Annotated in this window: 16 protein-coding genes and 1 pseudogene; 6 read left to right on the plus strand and 11 right to left on the minus strand. The window is 62.5% G+C overall.

The genetic code is table 11. The features are described 5' to 3' along the window. Window positions 1-61: 61 nt before the first annotated feature. Window positions 62-1,165 (minus strand): J domain-containing protein, encoded by a 1,104-nt coding sequence (locus tag C8J98_RS03210; RefSeq protein WP_107910800.1) that lies wholly within the window; start codon window positions 1,163-1,165, stop codon window positions 62-64. Between C8J98_RS03210 and C8J98_RS03215 the strand changes: the two genes are divergently transcribed. After that, complete coding sequence (locus tag C8J98_RS03215; protein WP_199229783.1) at window positions 1,119-2,708, plus strand: aspartate aminotransferase family protein; 1,590 nt, start codon at window positions 1,119-1,121, stop codon at window positions 2,706-2,708. The two genes, C8J98_RS03210 and C8J98_RS03215, sit on opposite strands and share 47 nt — an antisense overlap. A 24-nt stretch (window positions 2,709-2,732) precedes the next feature. After that, window positions 2,733-3,596, plus strand: coding sequence for a type II CAAX endopeptidase family protein (locus tag C8J98_RS03220; RefSeq protein ID WP_107910801.1), 864 nt, complete (start codon window positions 2,733-2,735; stop codon window positions 3,594-3,596). Between the two features lie 18 nt (window positions 3,597-3,614). On the opposite strand, the gene C8J98_RS03225 is transcribed toward C8J98_RS03220, so the two are convergent. Beyond that, complete coding sequence (locus C8J98_RS03225) at window positions 3,615-5,546, minus strand: CocE/NonD family hydrolase (RefSeq protein WP_107910803.1); 1,932 nt, start codon at window positions 5,544-5,546, stop codon at window positions 3,615-3,617. 200 nt (window positions 5,547-5,746) lie between these two features. Here C8J98_RS03225 and C8J98_RS03230 point away from each other — a divergent pair, with 200 nt between their 5' ends. Next, complete coding sequence (locus C8J98_RS03230) at window positions 5,747-6,604, plus strand: LysR substrate-binding domain-containing protein (protein WP_107910805.1); 858 nt, start codon at window positions 5,747-5,749, stop codon at window positions 6,602-6,604. Here C8J98_RS03230 and C8J98_RS03235 read toward each other — a convergent pair. Further along, a complete protein-coding gene (locus tag C8J98_RS03235) occupies window positions 6,601-9,309 on the minus strand; it encodes an alpha-L-rhamnosidase (protein WP_107910807.1) in 2,709 nt (902 codons plus the stop codon). The genes C8J98_RS03230 and C8J98_RS03235 overlap by 4 nt on opposite strands. 64 nt (window positions 9,310-9,373) lie before the next feature. Beyond that, window positions 9,374-10,558: a M23 family metallopeptidase gene (locus C8J98_RS03240; protein ID WP_158272581.1), complete on the minus strand. Its 1,185-nt coding sequence runs from the start codon at window positions 10,556-10,558 to the stop codon at window positions 9,374-9,376. A gap of 265 nt (window positions 10,559-10,823) precedes the next feature. Between C8J98_RS03240 and C8J98_RS03245 the strand changes: the two genes are divergently transcribed. Next, a complete protein-coding gene (locus C8J98_RS03245) occupies window positions 10,824-11,225 on the plus strand; it encodes a hypothetical protein (protein ID WP_107910810.1) in 402 nt (133 codons plus the stop codon). Window positions 11,226-11,283: 58 nt separating this feature from the next. On the opposite strand, the gene C8J98_RS03250 is transcribed toward C8J98_RS03245, so the two are convergent. The 3 genes from C8J98_RS03250 to C8J98_RS03260 all read right to left on the minus strand — a co-directional run bounded on the left by C8J98_RS03250 (window position 11,284) and on the right by C8J98_RS03260 (window position 13,932). Further along, entirely contained in the window at window positions 11,284-12,855 is a 1,572-nt protein-coding gene (locus C8J98_RS03250) for a glycoside hydrolase family 30 beta sandwich domain-containing protein (protein WP_107910812.1), read from the minus strand. Between the two features lie 129 nt (window positions 12,856-12,984). Further along, on the minus strand, window positions 12,985-13,221 hold the full coding sequence (locus C8J98_RS03255; protein ID WP_107910814.1) for a hypothetical protein: 237 nt from the start codon (window positions 13,219-13,221) through the stop codon (window positions 12,985-12,987). Between the two features lie 129 nt (window positions 13,222-13,350). Then, entirely contained in the window at window positions 13,351-13,932 is a 582-nt protein-coding gene (locus C8J98_RS03260; RefSeq protein WP_199229784.1) for a glutathione S-transferase family protein, read from the minus strand. Window positions 13,933-14,551: 619 nt separating this feature from the next. Here C8J98_RS03260 and C8J98_RS03265 point away from each other — a divergent pair. Further along, window positions 14,552-14,824, plus strand: a complete 273-nt coding sequence (locus C8J98_RS03265; RefSeq protein WP_107910818.1) for a hypothetical protein — start codon at window positions 14,552-14,554, stop codon at window positions 14,822-14,824. A gap of 137 nt (window positions 14,825-14,961) precedes the next feature. Then, on the plus strand, window positions 14,962-16,590 hold the full coding sequence (locus tag C8J98_RS03270; protein ID WP_107910820.1) for an alpha/beta hydrolase-fold protein: 1,629 nt from the start codon (window positions 14,962-14,964) through the stop codon (window positions 16,588-16,590). Window positions 16,591-16,595: 5 nt separating this feature from the next. On the opposite strand, the pseudogene C8J98_RS03275 reads toward C8J98_RS03270, so the two are convergent. The 4 genes and pseudogenes from C8J98_RS03275 to C8J98_RS03290 form a co-directional block, all read right to left on the minus strand. Next, window positions 16,596-16,910 (minus strand): annotated as a pseudogene (locus C8J98_RS03275) (DUF2894 domain-containing protein); the annotation flags it as partial. Between the two features lie 52 nt (window positions 16,911-16,962). Continuing rightward, complete coding sequence (locus tag C8J98_RS03280; protein ID WP_107910823.1) at window positions 16,963-17,613, minus strand: OmpA family protein; 651 nt, start codon at window positions 17,611-17,613, stop codon at window positions 16,963-16,965. Further along, window positions 17,610-19,673: a DUF802 domain-containing protein gene (locus C8J98_RS03285; protein ID WP_107910825.1), complete on the minus strand. Its 2,064-nt coding sequence runs from the start codon at window positions 19,671-19,673 to the stop codon at window positions 17,610-17,612. The genes C8J98_RS03280 and C8J98_RS03285 overlap by 4 nt, the downstream gene beginning before the upstream one ends. A gap of 10 nt (window positions 19,674-19,683) precedes the next feature. After that, window positions 19,684-20,334: a DUF3348 domain-containing protein gene (locus C8J98_RS03290; RefSeq protein WP_233260085.1), complete on the minus strand. Its 651-nt coding sequence runs from the start codon at window positions 20,332-20,334 to the stop codon at window positions 19,684-19,686. Window positions 20,335-20,476 lie beyond the last annotated feature (142 nt).

Genomic DNA, 20,476 nt, shown 5'->3' on the forward strand with positions numbered 1-20,476 from the left:
CCCGAGTGAGCCACAGGTGCATTTATGCCAAAGTCGTGTCGACGCAGGCATTCCTGGGCGATTAGATCTCGGCCAGATGCCACTTCATCTGTTTCAGCCAAGGCTTAAGGCCTCTGCCGTCATCGACCACGCGGACATACTGCTCGAATCCCTTGATGGTTTCGCGTATGTCGTTGATGGTAGCGGTGAGCGCGCGCTTGACGTTCTTCGGAGACACGACGAGCGCAGGGTTCATCCTACTTTTGATCAGGAAGCCGAGTTCTACCTCACCTAGCTCCATCTCAAGATCACTGAGTTGTTCTTTCAGGATCGTGTTCCAGCGCTTGAGCCTGTCCTCGCTGATGTTGTCCAACGCCGCCTGGTCGATGTGCTCCAGCTCCAGCTGAATCTCGAGTAGATCAAGCAGGCTTCGGCTGGCATAAGCGATGTTCACCCGTTGCATCAGGGCGGCCTTCCGTTCGCGCTCGACAGGGTCGATCTCGCGGTCGGGATGTAGCGCACTTGCCAGCTTGCGGTAGACCTCGCGTATTGATAGATGGACTTCCGCCTGCTCGGCGCGTGCACGCTCTTCAGCCGCCTCGCGCTTCGGCGACTTCTTACGGTTGGCGTGGTAGTTCTCGCGCGCCTCCTGGTGCTCGCGTTCGCGCTCGTACTGCTGATGCGTCTGCTCGCGCACGTACCGCATCACGTCGTCGGGAGAATCCAGGTCGACATCGTCTGCGATGCTTGCGCCGAACACGGCTTCCAGCATCCTGCGCCGATCGTCCAACGCGGCCGCCTCGGCTTCCGGATCGTGTGTTCTGTAACGTTGGTGAAGCTCTGCGATGGCGGGATCATCGATGGAGGCCATCAACTTGCCCGCGATATGCGTAATCAGCTCCCCGATTGTCCGGCGCTCGACTTTCGTCAGACCCTTCGTGTCGTATGCCTGATCGAGGCGATGCACCAGTTCGACGCGTACCGCATTGAAGCGACCCAGAAGCGGCGTGAATTCTTCGTTGAACCTCCGCTGAAAATCGGCGCCGAACACCTCCCACTCGGCCAGCGCGGCACGACGTTTTTCGATCCTGGCGATCAGTGCGTTGAAGGCTTTCTGGCTCTTCGACGGAGTCCGCGCGATGCCGTCGCTCGCCGTGCCAATGGCGCTCAGGGTTTTCTTCGCCATGGAACGGACCTCAGAGATCAATAAAGACGTATGCGGTGATTTTACGCCAGATTATCCCAGCGCTGTGGGACACGACGCCGGACAACATCGAGAGGCACGCCGGCTGCGAGGTATTCGAAAGCCTTATGTTCCCCATAATGAGTATTCGTTATCCGTATGGCCATCTTCTGTCTATGGTCGACGCGAGCCCGCTGTGGCGAGAGCCTCGAGCGTGGTGCGTCAAATCTCAACAGAGGTGCTCATGTCGAAGAATGAAGATACGCAGTTCTGGATAAAGGCGCGGCAACATCTCATTCGTTATGGCGGCCAGTTCGAACCGATGATCGTCGAGCGAGCGCAGGGTAGCTACGTTTACGACGCCGGCAACCGGGCCATCCTCGATTTCACCTCGGGCCAGATGAGCGCGATCCTCGGCCATGGCCACCCCGAGATCGTGGACACGGTCGCGCATCACGTCGCCCATCTGGACCATCTGTTCAGCGGCATGTTGTCGAGGCCGGTGGTCGAGCTCGCCAGTCGCCTGGCAGATCTCACACCGGGCAATCTCGAGCGCAGCATGTTGCTCAGCACCGGTGGAGAGGCCAACGAGGCGGCGATCAAGATGGCAAAGCTTGCCACGGGGAAATACGAGATCGTGGCCTTTGCCGAGTCGTGGCACGGCATGACGGGGGCGGCCTCGTCGGCGACTTACAGCGCCGGGAGGAAGGGTTACGGACCGGCGGCGGTCGGCTCGTTCGCCATCCCCGCACCCCACGCCTATCGCCCCCAATGGGTGTGCGAGGGAAACTGGAATTGGCAGGCGGAGCTGGACCATGCGTTTGCCCTCGTCGATCGTCAGTCCACCGGTAGCCTGGCCGCCTTTATCGCCGAACCCATACTGAGTTCGGGTGGGATGATCGACCTGCCGCCGGGCTACCTGACCGCGCTCAAGACGAAGTGCGAGGAACGTAAGATGCTTCTGATCGTGGACGAAGCACAGACAGGCATCGGCCGTACGGGGCTTATGTTTGCTTGCGAGCGGGATAACGTCGTGCCGGATATCCTCACCTTATCCAAGACCCTCGGGGCAGGCCTTCCCTTGTCGGCGGTCGTCACCACGTCCGACATCGAGCAAGCGTGCCACGACCGCGGGTTCCTGTTCTACACCACCCACGTTTCCGACCCCCTCCCCGCCGCGGTCGGCCTGAAGGTGTTGGAAATTGTCGAACGCGATGGCCTGGTCGGTCGCGCCAGGGTGTCCGGCGCGCGTCTCGAGCAGGGGTTGCGTACACTCCAGACACAGCATGAGTGCATGGGCGACGTGCGGGGACGCGGCCTCTTGCTAGGCGTGGAGATAGTGCAGGACCGCGCGTCGAGAGGACCGGCACCGGTTCTTGGCGCGGCGATTACCCGTCAATGCATGTCGCTCGGGTTGAGTATGAATATCGTGCAGTTACCCGGGATGGGCAGTGTCTTTCGGATCGCACCGCCGTTGAATGTGAGCGAGGACGAGATCGACCTGGCACTGGACATCCTCGATCGGGCCATCACGCAGGTCGCATGACATCTACAAGAGGGGAGAACAACCATGGTCATCGAGAAACCGCAGGCGAGAATCGCCGTCTTTCTGCTCCTGGCGTTCGGCATCAGCGCCATCTTCTACGCTTTGATCATCGCCTGCGGGCATGTCGGCGGCGCCCGCGGCATGTATGTCACCGGATTGATGTGGGCACCGGCAACCGCGGCGATCCTGACCTGTCGCCTGACCGGCAAACCCTTGTCGGAGCTTGGGTGGGGATGGGGCCGCTGGCGCTACGCCTGGATGGCGTACCTGTTGCCCTTGGCCTATGCGGGCATCGCCTATGTCATCGTGTGGGTGAGCGACATGGGTCACTTCGGCAACCCCGCCTTTCTTGAACAGATGAGCAAATCCCTCGGTTGGCCGTCCGCATCGCCATGGTTGATAGCGACCGGATCGTTGCTCATCTTCGGAACGGTTGGCATGGTCAGCGGTGTGGCTACCGGCCTGGGCGAGGAACTGGGGTGGCGCGGATTCCTCACCCCCGAAGTAACACGAGCCTACGGCTTTACGCGTGGCACCTTCCTCACCGGAATCATCTGGGCGGTGTGGCATTTGCCGATCATCCTGTTCGCCGATTACAACTCGGGGACACCGGTATGGTTCGCCATTGCCTGTTTCGCGGTCATGGTAGTTGCACTGAGTTTTGCATTCGCCTGGCTGCGGCTGCGTTCTGGCAGCGTCTGGCCGGCGGCTATCCTGCATGGCAGCCATAACCTGTTCATCCAGGTGTGGTTGACGCCGATCACCGCCCCAAGCGGTCGCATCACGCCGTATGCCATCGATGAGTTCGGCTTCATGCTGCCTGTCGCGTGCATCGTGATGGCCGTCGCCTTCTGGCGCGTGCGTGGTAACGCGCAACGCGCCCCTTGATCGGCCTCTCCGATCACCTCACTGATCGACAACCGGCAGCCAGACCGCCGATGGCTGCTGACTGGAACGCAGAATCGTGATGTTCGCCGGCTGATAGTCGGCGGCCTTCGCGTTGAAGATGTTGGGCACGAAGGTCTGCGGGTTACGGTCGTACAACGGGAAGAGCGTCGACTGGACCTGCACCATGATCCGATGGCCGGGCTTGAAGACGTGATTCACGTTGGGCAGATCGAATCGGTACCGCTGGGCCGCGTTCGCCGGTACCGCGGTCGGATGGTCGAAACTTTCGCGATAGCGGCCGCGGAAGATGTCCAGCGCAATCGGCATCTCGTAGCCACTCATGGTCGGATCGCCGGGTACATTCGCCGGATAGACATCGATCACCTTCACGACGAAGTCGCCGTCGGTTCCTGTCGTGATCGCGCGGATATCCGCGACGGGAATGCCGCGTACACGTATCGGTGAGGTCAGCACCGAGGTCTCGTACGTGAGCACGTCCGGCCGGCCGTCCACGAAGCGCTGGTCGTGCAGCAACCACGTGCTCCACGGTTTGTATCCGGCGTAGGTCGAGCCATAACCGTAGAAGGGATCCAGCACGGGACGCGGCAGGAAAGGCACCGGCTTGGCAGGATCGCTGACGTAAGTGTCACCGGCCTGCGATTGTGAAGGTGCAGCAAAGGACAGACCGAAGGCCTGGCCAAGGTAGAGCGGCTTCAGGCCGGCCGCACAACCCTTCTCACAAGCCACGGGCCAGTCCTGGAGGTGGTCCCAGTGATTGTCACCGGTGTTGTAGATCGACACCCGTGCGAGTTGCGCCGATGGGCCACCACGCAAGTGTTCATTGAGGAACGGCAGCACCATGTCGCGGTTGTACTGCAACGATGTGTCGCCCTCCGACTTCAGCGGGCCCACCGCAAAACCGGTGCCGTTCACCTGGCTGTGCGACCACGGCCCCATGACCAGCCAGTTGTTGGACGAGTGGCCCGCGGCTTTCAGTGCAAGCCAGGCGTGGTTCGCACCCCACATGTCCTCCTGGTCGAACAGGCCCTGCTCCCACAGTGTGGGTACCGAGGAGGGACGTGCAGCCAGCAAGCGGACGAGATCCTGTCCCTGCCAGAACGCATCGTAGGCCGGGTGCGCCATCATGCGGGTAATGAACGGCAAGGTGTCGAGCCCACGGCTGCGAACGTAGTCGCCTGTGGAGCCGGCGCGCAGGAACTCTTCGTACTTGTCGTAGGTATCGCTCGGCGTTACCGCACCGGGGCCTTGTTGCACGGTCTGCATGTGCACGTAACCGAGCATCAGGTTGCGAAAGGCGCCGTAGTGGAACCAGTCGTCGCCCATGTACGCATCCAGGACCGGGCTCTCGGGCACGACGGCCTTGAGTGCGGGATGGGGATCCAGAAGCGCCATGGCCGCCGTGAATCCCTCGTAGGACGAGCCGATCATGCCGACCTTGCCGTTGGATTCCGGCAGGTTCTTCACCAGCCAGTCGATGGTGTCCCAGGCGTCGGTGACATGGTCCACCCTGGTCGGGTTCAACGCGCCGCGCACCGGACGCATCATCACGTAGTCGCCTTCCGAGCCGTACTTTCCGCGTACGTCCTGATAGACGCGAATGTATCCGGCCTGCGCGAATACGGCATCGCCGAGCGGGAGCGACGCCAGTATCGATGAGCTCCGTGCGTTTCCGGCGCGCTCTTCCGCGTTATAGGGCGTACGCGTCAACAGGATGGGTGCCTCATGAGCGCCCTTGGGTATCACGATGACCGTATTCAGCTTCGTGCCGTCACGCATCGGGATCATCACGACACGTCGGAGGAAGTCCTGACCGCCGGGGACGATGTCGGTGAACTTCTTCGGGATATCGCTCATGCCGATGGACAGGTCCTGCCCCTTCGGAGGCGGCGATGCCGCGGTGACAGCCGTAACGGCCACTCCCAAGACCATGAAACACAGCCATCCTGCCCGGCTCGGCATTATCCTCATGCGTTTGTCCCTGCTTTATGGAAGTCTCGCGATCCTATCGATGCCTCGCCGGCGGCGATAACTAATAACTCTAATGAGCCTCATAAGGCGTGGTTATCCAGCTTGGCCGGGATTAAGAATTGCTAATATCGGGCTTCGGCCACATAACGCGGGGTGATGGCATGGGCGTTCGACTCGATATCGCGCTATTGCGGAATTTCGTCGCCATCGCCGACGCGACCGTCATGAGTCGCGCCGCGGAACAGGTCGGTCGAACACAGGCGGCGCTGAGCCAGCAGGTGAAGAAGCTGGAGGAGGCCATCGAACAGCCACTGATGATCCGGACCGGTCGCGGCGTGTCCCTTACGATCCATGGCGAGCGCCTGCTCGCCCATGCACACAAGATTCTCCGTGCGCACGATGAAGCCGTCGCGGAACTTACCGGCGCGACCCTCTCCGGACAGCTACGTTTCGGTTGTCCCGACGACTATGCACGGATCTTTCTGCCCGGCTTATTGCAGACGTTCTCGCGCCTGCATCCGCAGGTGTTCATCGAAGTGGTTTGCGCGTCCACGCCACGGCTTCTCGAACGCCTCAAGGGCCGGTCCCTGGATATCGCCATAACCTCGCAACCGGATAGCCCGCAGCGCGACCAGTTCCTGCGCCGCGAACCGTTCGTCTGGGTCGGCCGGAAAGGCAGCGATGCCTTTCATCTGGATCCGTTGCAACTGGCACTGTCCGATCCGGATGCCCTCGACCATGTGGCCGCCACATCCAGCCTCGATCGCGCGGGACGTCGCTATCGCATCGCCTACGCTAGTGGCAGCGTCTCGGGGCTGACCGCCGTCGTGCGGTCGGGCCAGGCGATAACGGTGATGACGCAGACCGGGGTGCCGCCCGATCTGGAGGTGCTGCCTGCTTCGAGTGGCTTACCCGCACTTCCCTCGGTGGGCATTACCGTTCAGACCGCCGACCGGACGCCGTCCAGGCTGCTTAGTCATTTTGAAGCGCATGTGCGATCGGTGTTGCCCACGCTCTAGTCGCTGACCTTGCCCGTCAACACGTAGTGCCCCGAGCCCAACGAGAGCATGGCACCCGCAGCCACAGGGTGCAGCTGGCTGATGCCCGTGATCGAAGCCGCCGACTGCCTCTGCTCCTGCACACTCGCTGCGTCGACCTTCGGCATCGTTACCTCAGCCGTGGTCCCCGGAGGCACTGTGACATCGAGACTGAAGCGACCGCCGTCGATCGTCCATGACGTGGCAATGCGCCCATAGGCGGACTCGAGGCTGCCACCGCCGTGCGTCACCCCGCCGCCAGGCGTGGGTGCAATGGCGAACCGTGCATAACCAGGTGCGAGCGGCGCGATGCCCGCAATGTGCCGGTACATCCAATCGCCCACGGCGCCGTAGGCATAGTGATTGAAGGAGTTCATGTCGACGTCACCGAAGCTGCCGTCGGGCTTCAGCGAGTTCCAGCGCTCCCACATCGTCGTTGCGCCCGCCTGTATTTCGTAACCCCACGAAGGGTAATCGCGGTTGAGCAGCAGCTTCCATGCGAGGTCGTTCTGCCCGATCGCCGACAGTGCTGGCAGAAGCCAGGGGGTACCGAGGAAACCGGTGGCCAGATGATCGTGTCTCGCATGGATCGTTCGTACAAAGGCATCCGCGACCATGGCGGGCGGTACCAGGCCCATGCCGATAGCCATCGCGTAGCCGGTCTGGCTATCTGTGCCGAGCGTCCCGTCAGCATGCAGATAACGCGCGGCAAAGGCACGCTTCGTGCGCTCAGCCAGATCAGCATAGTGCGCCGCGTCCGCTGCATGACCCGTCGCCGCTGCCATCTCGCTCATCAACCGGGCGTCGTAAGCCAGATATGCCGTACCGAGAAGGTCGGGGGGCGTCGGATCGTCCAGATGCAGCCAGTCGGCCCAGGGTCCATGTACACGTTTCAGATCCGGGCCGGCCCGACGTTCTATCAGTGCCATGAAACGGCCCATCGACGCGTAGCCATCGTCAATCACCCGGCGGTCGCCATAGGTGTGCCACAGCGTGTAAGCCACCGTGATCCCGGCATCCGACCAGCCGGCACCGCTTTCCATGTGAACCGGATTGGGTGCGATACCGGGGTAATCGCCTTCGGGGGTCTGCGCGTCGCGCATGTCGCGCAGCCACTTCGACAGGAAGGTATACGTGTCCTGGTTGAAGCTCGCGGTAGGTGCGAATACGTTGATGTCGCCCGCCCAGCCCAGCCGCTCGTCGCGCGCCGGCGTGTCGGTGGGAATCGAGAAGAAGTTGCCGCGCTGCCCCCAGGTGATGTTGGACTGCAGTTGATCGAGCATGGTGTTGCCGGCGTCCAGCTTGCCGGTCCAGGCGAGGTCGCTGCCCTCGACGAGGCCGGTGACCGCCAGCACATCGGCCGGGTCATCCAGGCCGGTAACCTCGACATAGCGGAAGCCGTGGTAGGTGAACGTTGGCGTGTACGACTGCTCGCCGTCCTGCGCCGGGGTGAAGCGGTCAGTCGCCTTCGCGGTGCGGAGATTGGCCGTGTACAGCGAACCATCCGGATTGAGCATCTCGCCGTAACGCAGCTGTATGGTTTTGCCAGCGCGGGCCTTCACTCTCAACTCGACCACGCCAACCATGTTCTGGCCTAGGTCGAAGAGACGCGCACCCGCTGTCGGCTGACGCGGAAGCAACACGGCCGGGCGCTTGCCCGTCACACGCACCGGTACGTCATCCTGGGGATGCAATAGCTGCGTATGCGCATCGCCCCCAGCAGGTACGCGGGCCGCCTCCCACGCCGTGGAGACTGTCCCTATGTCGTTCCAACGCTCAGGCAAGGCACGCGCGTCGTACGTCTCACCCATGATGATGTCAGCCTGGCGGAACGGACCGGACGCTGCCTGCCATGTTCCATCCGTCTTCACCCATGTGTGAGTGCCGTCCGCGAAATCGAGCCGCAGTTGTGCGGAGAATAACGGTGACTTGCCGTACTTCTCCGGACCGAAGCTGGCGATGTGACCGGCATACCAGCCCGGTGCCAGCATGGCCGCGATAACGTTGTGCCCCGCGTGCAGCTGTGCGGTGACGTCGTATGCCTGATACGGGATGCGCTTGTTGTAGTCGGTCCAGCCGGGGGCGAGGATGTCGCCGTCCGTTCGCTGGCCGTTGAGATACGTGCGATAGACACCGAGCGCCGAAACATACAGGCGCGCGCGTACTGGCGCCTGCGACAGATCGAACGCCTTGCGGAGGATCGCGCTGGTGCCGGCAGGATCGGCAGGGCCGATCCACGACGCGTGCCAGTCATTGGGAATGTCGAGGTCCGTTTCGAAACGCGCCGACGAGCTCCAGGCGGATGTCTTCCCGTGGTTGTCACGCACGCGCACCTGCCACGCATACGCCTGCCCATGCGTCAGTGCGTCTCCTGCATAAGGCACGCCGATCTGTTGGCTATCGTCGACCCATCCCGAATCCCAGAGCGTGGGGGAGTCGCCATCCTTTGCGAGCCTGACTTCGTATGCAACCTGGGTAGTGCCGCGGGCGTTATCGACGAGCTTCCAGGAGAACGATGGAGCCGCTGTGACAAGAGCGAGCGGATGGTTCAGCTCATTCGTTCGCAGGTCGGTGACCTGGATGTCGTTCTGCTCACTGGTCGAAGAGGGCTTCGTCGGCGACGCACACGACGCGAGCATCGTGGACAACACTACGCCCACACCAATCACCGAATACTTCAAGGCCATCCCCAGGCTGTCGTTATCAGCCTAACTTGGTCAACGGCGGAAACGTTGTCAATGAAAAACGTCGCTATCTCGTCACAGTTCCGAAAGAAACCACCGTGCTCGCGCCAGGCCACTCATCGTGGCGAGTCATCGGATCGCCTGGCCCCGACGGTGTCCATGGATTCCCGAGCCGGGACACGTCGTCGTACCTCCCCACTTGCCTGAAGGATTGGATCTCGAAGGGCAAGCCCTCCGCATCGAGCGGGGAATCCGAATCCGCGATGTGAAAGTGAAGGTGCGGTCCGGTCGATTCACCGGAGAAGCCAAGCGACGCCATGGCCTGCCCTTTCTTGACCCTGTTGCCGGTTTGCACCGCGATGCTGCCTTTCTTCAGATGCTCATAGAAGGCAAAGCGCCCGTCGGGAAGCTTCAATACAAGGTAGTTGCCAGCGTCTTCCGCCAGGGGGTGCGTCGTACGCTGCGAAATATGCGCAGGTTCGTCCATGCCGTCGCGGGTGGCCACGACGACGGCATCGTCCACCGCCAGCACGGCATCGCCATAGCCGAATGTCTGCGTGGCCAGATCCGGATCACCCTTCGCGGTGCGACCGCGTTCGTCGACCTTGACCCAGTCGATGGCAAATCGCCCGGGAATCTTTGCGTGACCCGCCACCGCATTGAACACGCGGCGATGCCCGCGCGCCCACAAGGGACTGTGTATTGCCACCCAGGGACCACCACTCAGCGGTGGTCCGATGAGCGACGGTTTCGATGAAGTCACCGCGATGGCTTCGGACAAGAAGCTATGCGTGGCAAGAGCGTCCGGTATGCGATAGCCGATTCGATGCCGAATGGACTCGACATGACGCGAAGCCGGCACGGCCAGGTCAATGAAGAGCACAACTCGGCGCCCGGGTTCGACCTGCACGGTATTGTCCTTACGTCCCGCCGTTTCGCCAACAACATGGGCGACCGCAACTAAGGCATCTCCGGAAAAGGAGGCCAGATCGTCTCCATCAGAACCGTTGACCAGGCTGACGTCGGTTATCTCGAGCTTCTCATTTGAGAAGTTAGTGAGATGAACCTCGTAACTGATCTGGACCATGCCGTTAGTTCGAACCGGCATCGGCCGTACCGGTGTCTCCACGTCGAAGGCGTTCATGACATCGGTGTGCTGCGCGCCGGCATGAGCCGGTATGGAGAACCAGGCGATCCAGGACAGCGTCATGACCAGCGCCGCCATACCCTTGGTCTTGCGCGAAGGTTTCATGCGATATCTCCGGCTGAGGACCAGAGGGTAGCAACAGCGACAGCGGTTGCCAGGGTACAAAGTCATCCTCGCGGCCCGGCGCGCACTCAGCGCTTCACCCTCAGCTTTTCGCCCCCCGATTCTCAGCAATCGACCGATAGGCCGCACAACTCGCGAGAGGGATTCTGGCGGCGGGCGCATGGCCGTCGCGTCGGCCAGCCATCGCCCGGGCGGGGATTTCCTTTGCCATCCATGGCCGCGCGAAACACGATATCGAGGAAATCCCATGAAGAATACGATTCTCACCGCAGCGCTTCTTACGTGCCTGTTGGGCTTGCCCTTCTCCGCCGTTGCACGCAACGGCGATCCCGCTCCGAAGGGCTGGCTGCTGATACGCAGTGGCGTGGCCAACGACAATAACAACTACGGCAAGGAAGACAGTGACAGCAATGGCAAGCTTCAGGGGGTGTCGGTGCTGTGCGCCGACACCAGCGAAACGGCCGTCAACGTAACGAATCTTATCGGTACCGATGGTACACGCGTGTGGGGCCCGAACCGGGGAATAGCCAGGGCATCCACGGTCATCAACCTCGGTGGCAATGTGGTTATCGACGCGCTGCAGAACAATCCCAACCACTGCCTGATCAACGGCCTCACCGTATCGCAGATCAAGGGCATCTGGCACTGATCCACGACGAAGTGCAAGCACGCAAAAGACCTCCCCTGCACGCAGGGGAGGTTCGTAGCTATTCGACGGGGATCTGAGCGCGAGTCCCGCTCAACCACCGCTGGGCCCGTCGTATCCAGCCGGTAGCCAGATCCGGATCCCACACGAACGTCGCCACGCTTTCCGCCGGCATCGCGTACTCGAAGCGGTTGCGTCCGTCAGTGACAGAGAGACGGCGTTCGTCCTTGTTGAGGTTCACCACCACAAGCACGAGCGATCCATCCGACACATTCTGAAAGGCGACGTTAGCGATACCCTTGTCGTCGACGTCGGTGTCGGTCGAGTTCACCCGGAACGCGCCTGGCTCGACGAATCGACTGAAGTGCGCAAGCGCGTAGTACTCCTCGTTACGTGTCACTTCGCCTGTCTGCGAATCGATCGTGATCACGCCTTTGCATTTGGAACACCCGCCAAAGTGCGGGCCATGATTCTCATCAAGGGCCAGGTTCCAGTACACGACGCCACGCGCCCACTGCCTGATGCCCGTCACCAACAGGTTTCTGCTGAACCACAACAACTCACCGTTAACGGATAACGGCCAGTCGCCGCCGGTGCACTCCGTTATGTAGGCATCCTTATCGGGGTGCGCGCGATGCACCTTGCCTTGTTCGTGCTGGCTTCCTCCGTAGCAGTGCCATGCCACGCCGTCGATGTAACGCGCGGCGTCGGGATCGGCCAGCACGGCCAGGGGTTCCTCGACGGGGGTCCAGTTGTGATCCCATTCGAGGATTTCGGTTCTTGGCTTGCGGCCTGCCAGCTTGGGCCCAAGGTACTTCGAAACGATGCGCGCGCGCGTTTCGGCGCCCACCGTCATACCGGGGTAGCTGATCGGCGCGTACGCGGGCTCGTTTTGCAGCGTCAACGCGAAGATAGGAATGCCATGGCTGCGGTAGGCGTCAAGGTATTTGACGAGGTAGTCCGCATAAACACTCTCGTATTGCTCCAGCAGTTCTCCGCCGAGGAGATTCTGGGTCGTTCTCATCCACGCCGGCGCGCCCCATGGTGACGCGATGGTGAGCATGCCGGGGTTGACGGCCATCACCTCCTGCATCATGGGGATCACGTCCTGCAGGTTCGACGCGACATTGAAGTGCTTCAACTGCGGGTCGGCCTGCCCGAAGGGAATGTCGTCAAGCGTAAAGACGTTCAATGAGAAATCGGACGAACCGATGGTCAGCCGCATCATGTTGAAGTTGAGGTTCGGCGGCGGACCATACAGTTCGGTCAACAAGGCCTTGCGTTGCAGCGCGCTCAATTTGGTATGGAGCAGCCACGCCGACGAGTCGGTCATGGCCGCGCCAAACCCGGTGATGGTCTGGTACCGGGTCTTGGCGTCGATGACGATATCGGCGGTCGATGCGTCCCGGGCTGTCGTTTCGATATCGGGCTGCGGCGTCAGCTTCAGTCGGTGATCGGTCGTGCTGAGCCAAAGCTCGACGGCAGGCATGATCTGCCGCACTCGCGCGGTGGCTTTGATTGCCGCCCGGGGCTGGACGAACCGCGGCGCATAGAGGGCGGCAAGGGTAACCAGGGTGATCAAGGCAATGGAGCCGCCGACCAACCAGCTGGGTTCCGACCTTCGCTCATCCATGGCGATCGCAATTCCCTTCGCTAACGTTGCGGCTCACCTGGATCACGACGGTTCTGGGCTCTCGCTGGATTTCGACTGTGAATTCAGCATAGCGAACCTGCCGTGGGGCCGATAGGCCAAATGGCTCCATCAAGCGTCGAGTCCACTCCCGATCAGGCGACCGAGCGGCTTGGATGCGGCGGCGATGACGATGCCCAATACGATGTAGCCGACATTGCCAATGATCGTGTGCGCGGGGTAGTGCTGCACTTCGATGCCGAAGGCAAGCTCGACGGCGTACATGCCCCACATGAAAGCAAAGAAGACCGTCCAGACAAGGCCAACAAGCCGCAAGATGAAGACAGCAGTCCTTTGATAGGTTGTCACGGGCCGTTCCTTTGGTGGGTTGATGTGGTTCGCGATGTGCCGGCTCCGGTTTGTCTAATTTGACCACTCAGAGCCCTTGATTGGTCAAATTAGACTAGTTTATGACCCGCTCCGTCGCAGAGAACAACCTCAGTCGGCAGCAGCAAAATGCGCCATCTGGTCTGCATAGGCCTTGGAGAAGGCCGGCCGGGATGTGGCTCGCGCGACATAGTCGCGGCATGCGGGATGTCCCGCCAGGCCATCGAATCGATCGACGACGCGCAACACATCCGCCATGAGTATGTCGGCAACCGAGAACGAGGTCGCCAACCATTCGCGACGGGCGAGGATGGGCTCCAGGTGTTTAAGCCGCGCCCCGAGAAAGTCATCGAGTAGTTTCCACTCGGGCGTCTCGTTTCTAAGACCCGAGAACGCGAAGAGCGTCCAATGCTGGCTGGCTGCCTCAACCGAATTGAGCGCCGCGAAGAGCCACTCCGTAACCTCGGCGCGACCTTGTGAATCCGCAGGCATCAGCGCCTCGCTGCGCTCACCCAGATGAAGCAGGATGGCGCCACTCTCGAAAAGAGAGATGTCTCCGTCGATCAGCCAAGGCACCTGGCCGAAGGGTTGGTGCCGAAAATGTTCCGCGCCTCTGTTGCCGAACGGCACGCTCTGGACTTCATAAGGCAACCCGGCTTCTTCCAACGCCCAGCGCACGCGGATGTCGCGCACATAGCCTCGCGGAAGCTCGGGGACCCAATGGAAGGTGGCTAGAATGAGCTTGCTCATGACGCATGATCCTCACGGCAAAGTGTGCAGCAGTGCGTCGCGAATAAAACCATCACTCGGGACTACAGACAACCCAAGGTTGTTTTGCTACGGTCATACCGTTGCCTGCGTCATCGCTAACCGTGCTGCGCAGACAACCATCGCTTCAAGCGGTGAAGAAGCGCGAGCCAGAGGTGGTACAAACACCCCTGACCCGCTAACCACAACCAACTAGAAAGGAGTTGATATGGCTGCGCCACATCATACGGCACCCGCTCGCCCGCCGAATCCCCTCGGCGACACACCCACCGGTTACCGAGCGTTCTGCCCACACCGCAGATACGGTTGACGAACCGCGGCGGCAGCCGTCCCCCTGAGCTTTTTCTCGGCCGAGCAACGCGGCGCGTCGCCGTGTGACCCGAGAACAGGGCTGCTTCCCGCAACACATTTCATCAAGGCAAACCACTCGGCGCCCGGTCACGGGCCGCCGGTGAACCCGTGAGTCCGTTTGATCCGCGGTACGCCATGCCATGCATGGTGTGCCGCACCTTGACGCGATGCAGCGGCACCCAAGGAAAAGACCATGCCTGACTCGAACGACATCGATGCGGACGCGAGCCCGCATGACCTGCTGAATGAAGCCACGGAGTGGATGCGGTATGCCGGCGGCATCGCCGAACTGCTCGGCGAACTCGTCCACGAATCGGATGCCGTCGATTGTCGACGGATGGCGCTCGCCCTCGAAGCGATCGGTGCGATCGCTCGTGTTGGCGCCCAGCGGACGGCGCAGGCACATGCCCTCGTGCATTGGCAGCGTGCCAGGGCCGAGGGAATGCCAACAACGCAGAATATCTGATGCCGTTCTCAACGACGCGCCCCGAAAATCCTTACGATCTTGCTGCCTCCGAATGAAGCGCATCACCCCAGCACACGTTCGGTATTACGATGCCCCTACCGGACAGGGAACCGTCCGCATATGGAGAGAGCCTTACGATGCGCACCGCCCTCTGGATAGTGGCCCTGATCGCCGCGGGCCTTCTAGGCAGCGGCATCGCACTACGTTGGCGGGCCGCGCATACGCCGCCCATCATCATGGTGAAGCTCGACGGCGCCGCGACCCATGCCGTCTCCGGGCGCCTGCTCGTCTTCGCGACACTGGCCAGCTCAGCCAAGGCCCTGACGAGGGATGGCAAGGTGACCCAGGTCGACGCCGACCCATGGCACCCCAAGCGCACCGCCGTGGCGGCGCGCGAGATCCTCAGGCTTGCACCGGAACAGGCTGCCGAGATCGACACGGATGCGATCGCCTTCCCCGAGGGTTTTTCGCAACTGCCGCCGGGCCAATACCTGCTGCAGGCTGTGCTCGACCAGGATCACAACTACAACTACAGCGGCCGCGACACCGGCGACCTGATCAGCCCGGTGGTCAGCGTACGACTACCGCTGGTGCTTCCTGCCACCCTGCCCCTCGTTGCCGTGCGATCGAATCCCGATCCGTGGCGACTGGAGTGGGAGACACCGGACATACAAGCCGACGCACCGGCGGCGCGTGCGAGCACCCGGCCTCTCGATATCACGAGCCGGCTCCTTTCCGCCTTCACCGGGCGCCCGATACACATGCGCGGATGGGTGCTGCTGCCGCCCGGCTACAACAAGACCGACGGCGCACGCTATCCCACGGTCTACTTCACCCATTCTTACGGAGGCGACAAGGACAGCCTCGTCGATGATGTCGTCACCGTGCACCTTGCGATGACCAAGGGTGAGATGCCGCCGATGATCTGGGTGTTCCTGGATCAATCGGGTGCCACGGGCACGAACGAGTTCGCCAACTCGGTGAACAACGGACCGTGGGGTGACGCCATCACCAAGGAGCTCATTCCCGACCTCGAAGCGAAGTACCGCATGGATGCGAAGCCCTCCGGCCGACTCCTTACCGGGCATTCGTCCGGTGGTTGGGCAACGCTCTGGTTGCAGACGCAGTATCCGAAAGTATTCGGTGGCACGTGGTCGACATCGCCCGACCCGGTCGACTTCCACGACTTCTCCGGCGTGGACATCTACACACGCAACGCAAATTTCTATCGACGCCCGGATGGCGAGCTCTGGCCAATCAGCCGCGTGCACTTTCACGGCGAAGGATCCTTCGCGGATGCCGCGCGACTCGAGCGCGTCCTGGGCCCGTACGGCGGCCAGGTGTCGTCGTACGAGTGGGTGTTCTCGCCGAGGAATGTCGACGGCACGCCGATGCTGCTGTTCGATCGCTACTCAGGCCAGATCGATCCCCAGGTGCAGGCGTACTGGATCGAGCACTACGACATTGCCCGATACATCCGCCTGAACTGGCCAACGCTGAAGCCCGACCTGGACGGCAAGATCCATATCGTCGTCGGTACGGAAGATTCCTGGTACCTCGACGGCGCCGTGCACAAGCTCAAGGCCGTGCTCGACGGCCTTCACGCGAGGTCGGATATTCGTTTCCTTCCCAACAAGGCGCACATGGACCTCTACGCCAAGGGCGACGACCCGCATGCACTGCTCAAGGAAATGAGCCAGCAGATGTATGTGGTCGCGCGTGGGGAGGCTTCAACGATGCAGACCAAGGCGGTCGAGGCGCAGTAACCGCTTTACTCGCGGCGTGACCGCGCCTTGGCCCTGGGCCGCTTACCGATGGTGGCGGCCTGGGGCACATCCCTGGGCGTCGCGGCAGCACCGCGGCCGAGCTGTTCGAGGGACGACAGGTCGTCGACGTAGGACACGAAGTGCTGGAGGTACCCCGGCGACAGGTCGCGCATCAACGCGATCGACCGGTGGACGAGGGCACTCGAATTGAGCGGACCGGCGTTCTCCGGCGCGTTTTCGAGGGACTGGCGCAACTGACTCTCGGTGCGCATCCGCGACCAGAGCTTCTGGAAATGGTCGAGCGCCGCCAGCTCCGGAAAGGACGACGAGCGAGCGACGATTTCATCGGCGATGCGTCCCAGCGGCCCGCGATCAGGGCGCATGGGGGGTCGCGTTGTTCGACGACGGCTTCGGAATCGGAGCGATCTCCACGCGGCGATTCTTCGCACGTCCTTCTTCGCTGTCGTTCGCGCCAACGGGTTGCTCCGAACCGAACGCTGCGGCGAACACCGACGGCGCCGGCACACCGTCCGCGATGAGCGCACGCGTGACGGTCAGGGAACGCTGCGCCGAAAGCTCCCAGTTGTCGGCGAAGTGACGGTTGCCATCGTGCACCTGCTGGTCGTCGGTGAAACCGCTGACCATAAGGACTTCGTCGCGCGTGGTGAGGTAGTTCGACAGCGGGCCTGCCAGGCTCTTCAGCACCTCGCGACCTTCCGGCTGCAGCTGGTCGGAGTTCAACGCGAACAGGACGCTGCCGCGAATACCGATGCGTCCGTTGACCAGCGTTACGCGCCCTGCCGCCAACGGCGCGGCCAGCGCCTGCTCCAGTGTCATGCGCCGCTGCGCTTCGGCCTGCCGCTGCTTGACCTCTTCGTCCAACCGATGCGTCAGCTGCAACTGCATGCCGATCACGCCCACCAGGATGAGCACGAAGGCACCCAGCAGCACCGACATCAGGTCGCCGAAGGCGGCCCAGATCGGCGCGACCGATTCCCCTTCGAACTCGATGTCGTCACTCATGCCGTTTCCGCCCCGGCGGCTGCGCGATGGCGGGCAAGCTGCTGCATCTCTTCGATGATCTGCTTCTGCGAGAGCATGCTCAGATCGACGACTTCCCTTGCCTGCGCGACGTAATAAGCGAGTTGCTCATCGCTACGGGCAAGCGAGTTATCCAGTGCGGTGGCAATGACCGCCAGGCGCTCCATGAGCGCGTCGTTGGACTTGCCGAAAAGTTGCACGCCGGTACCGAACGCTTCGCCCAGGCTCGCCACGTCGCCGGCACTCGCGGCAACCTGCGCACCCACGACTTCGAGCTTGCCGGTCTCGGCCTCGATGTGATCGGTGAAACGCGTGCTGACGCGTTCGAGAAGGTCGGCCGACGTGGTGACCAGCGCGTCCACGGCGACGCGCTGCTCGGTCGAGGCGTGGTTCACGGCGTCGAGCAGGGTCTCCAGCGTCGCAAGCAGACGGCTGCGCTCGTCGAGCATGGCGGTGTCGCGGACCATGCTGTCGGAGAGTTTCTGGCGCAGCTCGGCAACGATCTCGGCGGCCGCCTTCGGCGCTTCGGAGGCCGCGTCGACGAGACGGGAAATCTCGGCGATGGTTTCGCCAGCCGTGCGCGCCAGCGTGTCGCAGATGTCCTGCTGGCGAGTGGCAACGTTTTCGCCGGCCTGCTCCCAATGGGCGTTCAGTGTGGAGACCATCGCGGTGAGCGAATCGGTCCAGGTCGTCAGTCGTTCTTCGTCGCGCGCCTGGAGCTTGGCCTGCAGGTCTTCGTGCGAAACATGCACGACGCGCACAAGCGAGGACGCGTGTTCCTCGAAGGTTGCCGAAGCGGCGACGAGCGCTTGCTCATGGCGCGCAGCCAGGTCTTCATGTGCCGCCCCCTGTTTCGCCAGAGCGTCGTTCCAGGCTTCGGCGACGTCGCTGGCTGTGGTGTCGAGACGTGCCGCGACGCCATCGATCAATGCGACCGAGCGCTGCTCGAAGGTCTCGGCGAAGCGCCCCTGCGAAGTGCGTAGCTCCTGCGCCAACGTCTCGTTCGAACGCTGCTGTTCGGTGACCGCGCTCTTCCAGATAGCCGCAACGGCGGTCGTGCTCGTCCCGAATGCGGAAGACAAACCTTCGAGCTGCTGCTTCACGGCATGCGTCACCGTGTCGTGCAGCGAGGCCGTTTCCCGGGCGAGGCCGGCCATTGTCGATTCCATCACCGGCTGGAAGGCCGCGCTCGCGGCGCGTGCGCTTTCGGTCACGCTTTCCTTCAGCGACTGCTGCACGGACGACGCAAGCTTCGCGTAGATCTCACCGGTTGATGCGTGGAAGGCGTCCTGGCTGGCGCGCTGCCGCTCACTCGCTTCCCGGCTGTGTTGTTCGATGCCTGCCATCATCGTCTGCAGGCGGTCGATCAGCGCAGGCATCACCTCGGTCTGCTGCTGCAGAAGCTTGAATGCCTCCTCGCGTTGATGGGTCTGCGAGTAGATGCGCAACGTGGTCGCGATCTTCACGTCCAGCAGCTGCACGGTTTCCAGCCGCTCGCGGCGGCAAAGGGCCGACAGCAGTCCCAGCATCGCCGAGGTGGCGACGCCGGCGATGGACGTGCCGAAGGCGAAGCCGAGCCCCTTCACCGGAGCGGCCAGCGAGCCGCGGATCGCCTGGAGGTCCGAGGCGCTTTCCAGCGCCAGACCGGTGCCCCGGAGTGTCGCCATCATGCCCAGCAGCGTGCCGAGCATGCCCAACAGAACCAGCAGGCCGACCAGATACGGGGTAAGCGACGGCGCAGGCAGCGCCACGCGCTCGCCTTCGACGCGCAGCCGCACGGCGTTGCGCAGGCTGGGGTGCAGCCGCTCGAGGAAACCACCGAGACTCGGCGGTGCCGCGGACAGATCGGCGACGGCGGCCTGAAGCGTGCCCGTGGCCTGGCGATAACGATGTAGTTCCAGCGCACCCGCGACGTAGCAGGCACCGATCAGCAACGCGACGGCGGCGCCCAGCGGGTTCGACCCTACATAGCCCGCGCCGATCCAGCACACGGCGACGAGGCCGACGATGAACACCGCAAGGTTGAGAAAATTTCTGAACATGACTTTCCAGTTAGCTGGCACGAAGCGCTGCAAGCAGGCCTTCGACCGGTTGAAAACGAACGTCCAGTTCGGCGAGCAATACGCTCTGCATGTCTTTGCGGAACACGTCCAGCCACGCGGCGGACGGCTCGGCGGATGTGGTTTGCGCGCGCTGGCGCAAACCATCGAAGTACTCGCCCAGGAGCGTGGGCAGCTTGCCAAGGAGCGACTGCTCGCGCGGGCTCAGCGCCAGCTCCATCACCGCATCGACCTCCGCCAGCCGGGCCATCTCGGGTGATGCCTGGGCGAGCATGTCGCGCAGGTTGCCCCGCAGGCTGCCCGTCGTTGCCTGGATCTTTCTTTGCAGGGCGATGTAACGCTGTCGAAGCGGCGCGTAGTCGTTTGCGGCGTCGATACCCGGCATGCCCTGGGCTTCGCGTTGTGCCGCCGTCACGAAGGCACGGTCGGCGGCGATCGCCTGGATCAGGGCGTCACGCGAACGCAGACACTCGTCCTCCGCAGCCTGTCCGAAGGCAGGCACGTCGTCAGGCGGCTCCGAAGGCTTGCCATCGAGCGCCGTGGACAGGGCAATCGCCTGCTTCCAGTCGAGCCAATGGCTCAGCCGGTCCGGAAGGGAGGCACCCGATTGTGGGGCGTCGACATCGGTAAGCCGGGTGAGCATGCGAATGAACGCCGGGCCCCGGACCGTCGACCGTTGAGGTGCTGCTTGCACGGTTCTACTGGCTAAAAGACGACCATTTTACACGCGAACGCCGACCGGGCTGTTTCGCCGGCATGGCGACGTGAACCCGGGTGCGGAAAGA

The sequence above is a fragment of the Luteibacter sp. OK325 genome, from assembly GCF_003050935.1.
GTDB lineage: Bacteria > Pseudomonadota > Gammaproteobacteria > Xanthomonadales > Rhodanobacteraceae > Luteibacter.

What these genes read in the sequence shown, in the direction of transcription:
- C8J98_RS03285 (WP_107910825.1), bottom strand. Translation starts at nt 19,673, where the DNA reads ATGTTCAGAAATTTTCTCAACCTTGCGGTGTTCATCGTCGGCCTCGTC.
- C8J98_RS03265 (WP_107910818.1), top strand. Translation starts at nt 14,552, where the DNA reads ATGCCTGACTCGAACGACATCGATGCGGACGCGAGCCCGCATGACCTG.
- C8J98_RS03210 (WP_107910800.1), bottom strand. Translation starts at nt 1,165, where the DNA reads ATGGCGAAGAAAACCCTGAGCGCCATTGGCACGGCGAGCGACGGCATC.
- C8J98_RS03230 (WP_107910805.1), top strand. Translation starts at nt 5,747, where the DNA reads ATGGGCGTTCGACTCGATATCGCGCTATTGCGGAATTTCGTCGCCATC.
- C8J98_RS03290 (WP_233260085.1), bottom strand. Translation starts at nt 20,334, where the DNA reads ATGCTCACCCGGCTTACCGATGTCGACGCCCCACAATCGGGTGCCTCC.
- C8J98_RS03215 (WP_199229783.1), top strand. Translation starts at nt 1,119, where the DNA reads ATGCCGTCGCTCGCCGTGCCAATGGCGCTCAGGGTTTTCTTCGCCATG.
- C8J98_RS03235 (WP_107910807.1), bottom strand. Translation starts at nt 9,309, where the DNA reads ATGGCCTTGAAGTATTCGGTGATTGGTGTGGGCGTAGTGTTGTCCACG.
- C8J98_RS03280 (WP_107910823.1), bottom strand. Translation starts at nt 17,613, where the DNA reads ATGAGTGACGACATCGAGTTCGAAGGGGAATCGGTCGCGCCGATCTGG.
- C8J98_RS03225 (WP_107910803.1), bottom strand. Translation starts at nt 5,546, where the DNA reads ATGGTCTTGGGAGTGGCCGTTACGGCTGTCACCGCGGCATCGCCGCCT.
- C8J98_RS03240 (WP_158272581.1), bottom strand. Translation starts at nt 10,558, where the DNA reads ATGAAACCTTCGCGCAAGACCAAGGGTATGGCGGCGCTGGTCATGACG.
- C8J98_RS03270 (WP_107910820.1), top strand. Translation starts at nt 14,962, where the DNA reads ATGCGCACCGCCCTCTGGATAGTGGCCCTGATCGCCGCGGGCCTTCTA.
- C8J98_RS03220 (WP_107910801.1), top strand. Translation starts at nt 2,733, where the DNA reads ATGGTCATCGAGAAACCGCAGGCGAGAATCGCCGTCTTTCTGCTCCTG.
- C8J98_RS03250 (WP_107910812.1), bottom strand. Translation starts at nt 12,855, where the DNA reads ATGGATGAGCGAAGGTCGGAACCCAGCTGGTTGGTCGGCGGCTCCATT.
- C8J98_RS03245 (WP_107910810.1), top strand. Translation starts at nt 10,824, where the DNA reads ATGAAGAATACGATTCTCACCGCAGCGCTTCTTACGTGCCTGTTGGGC.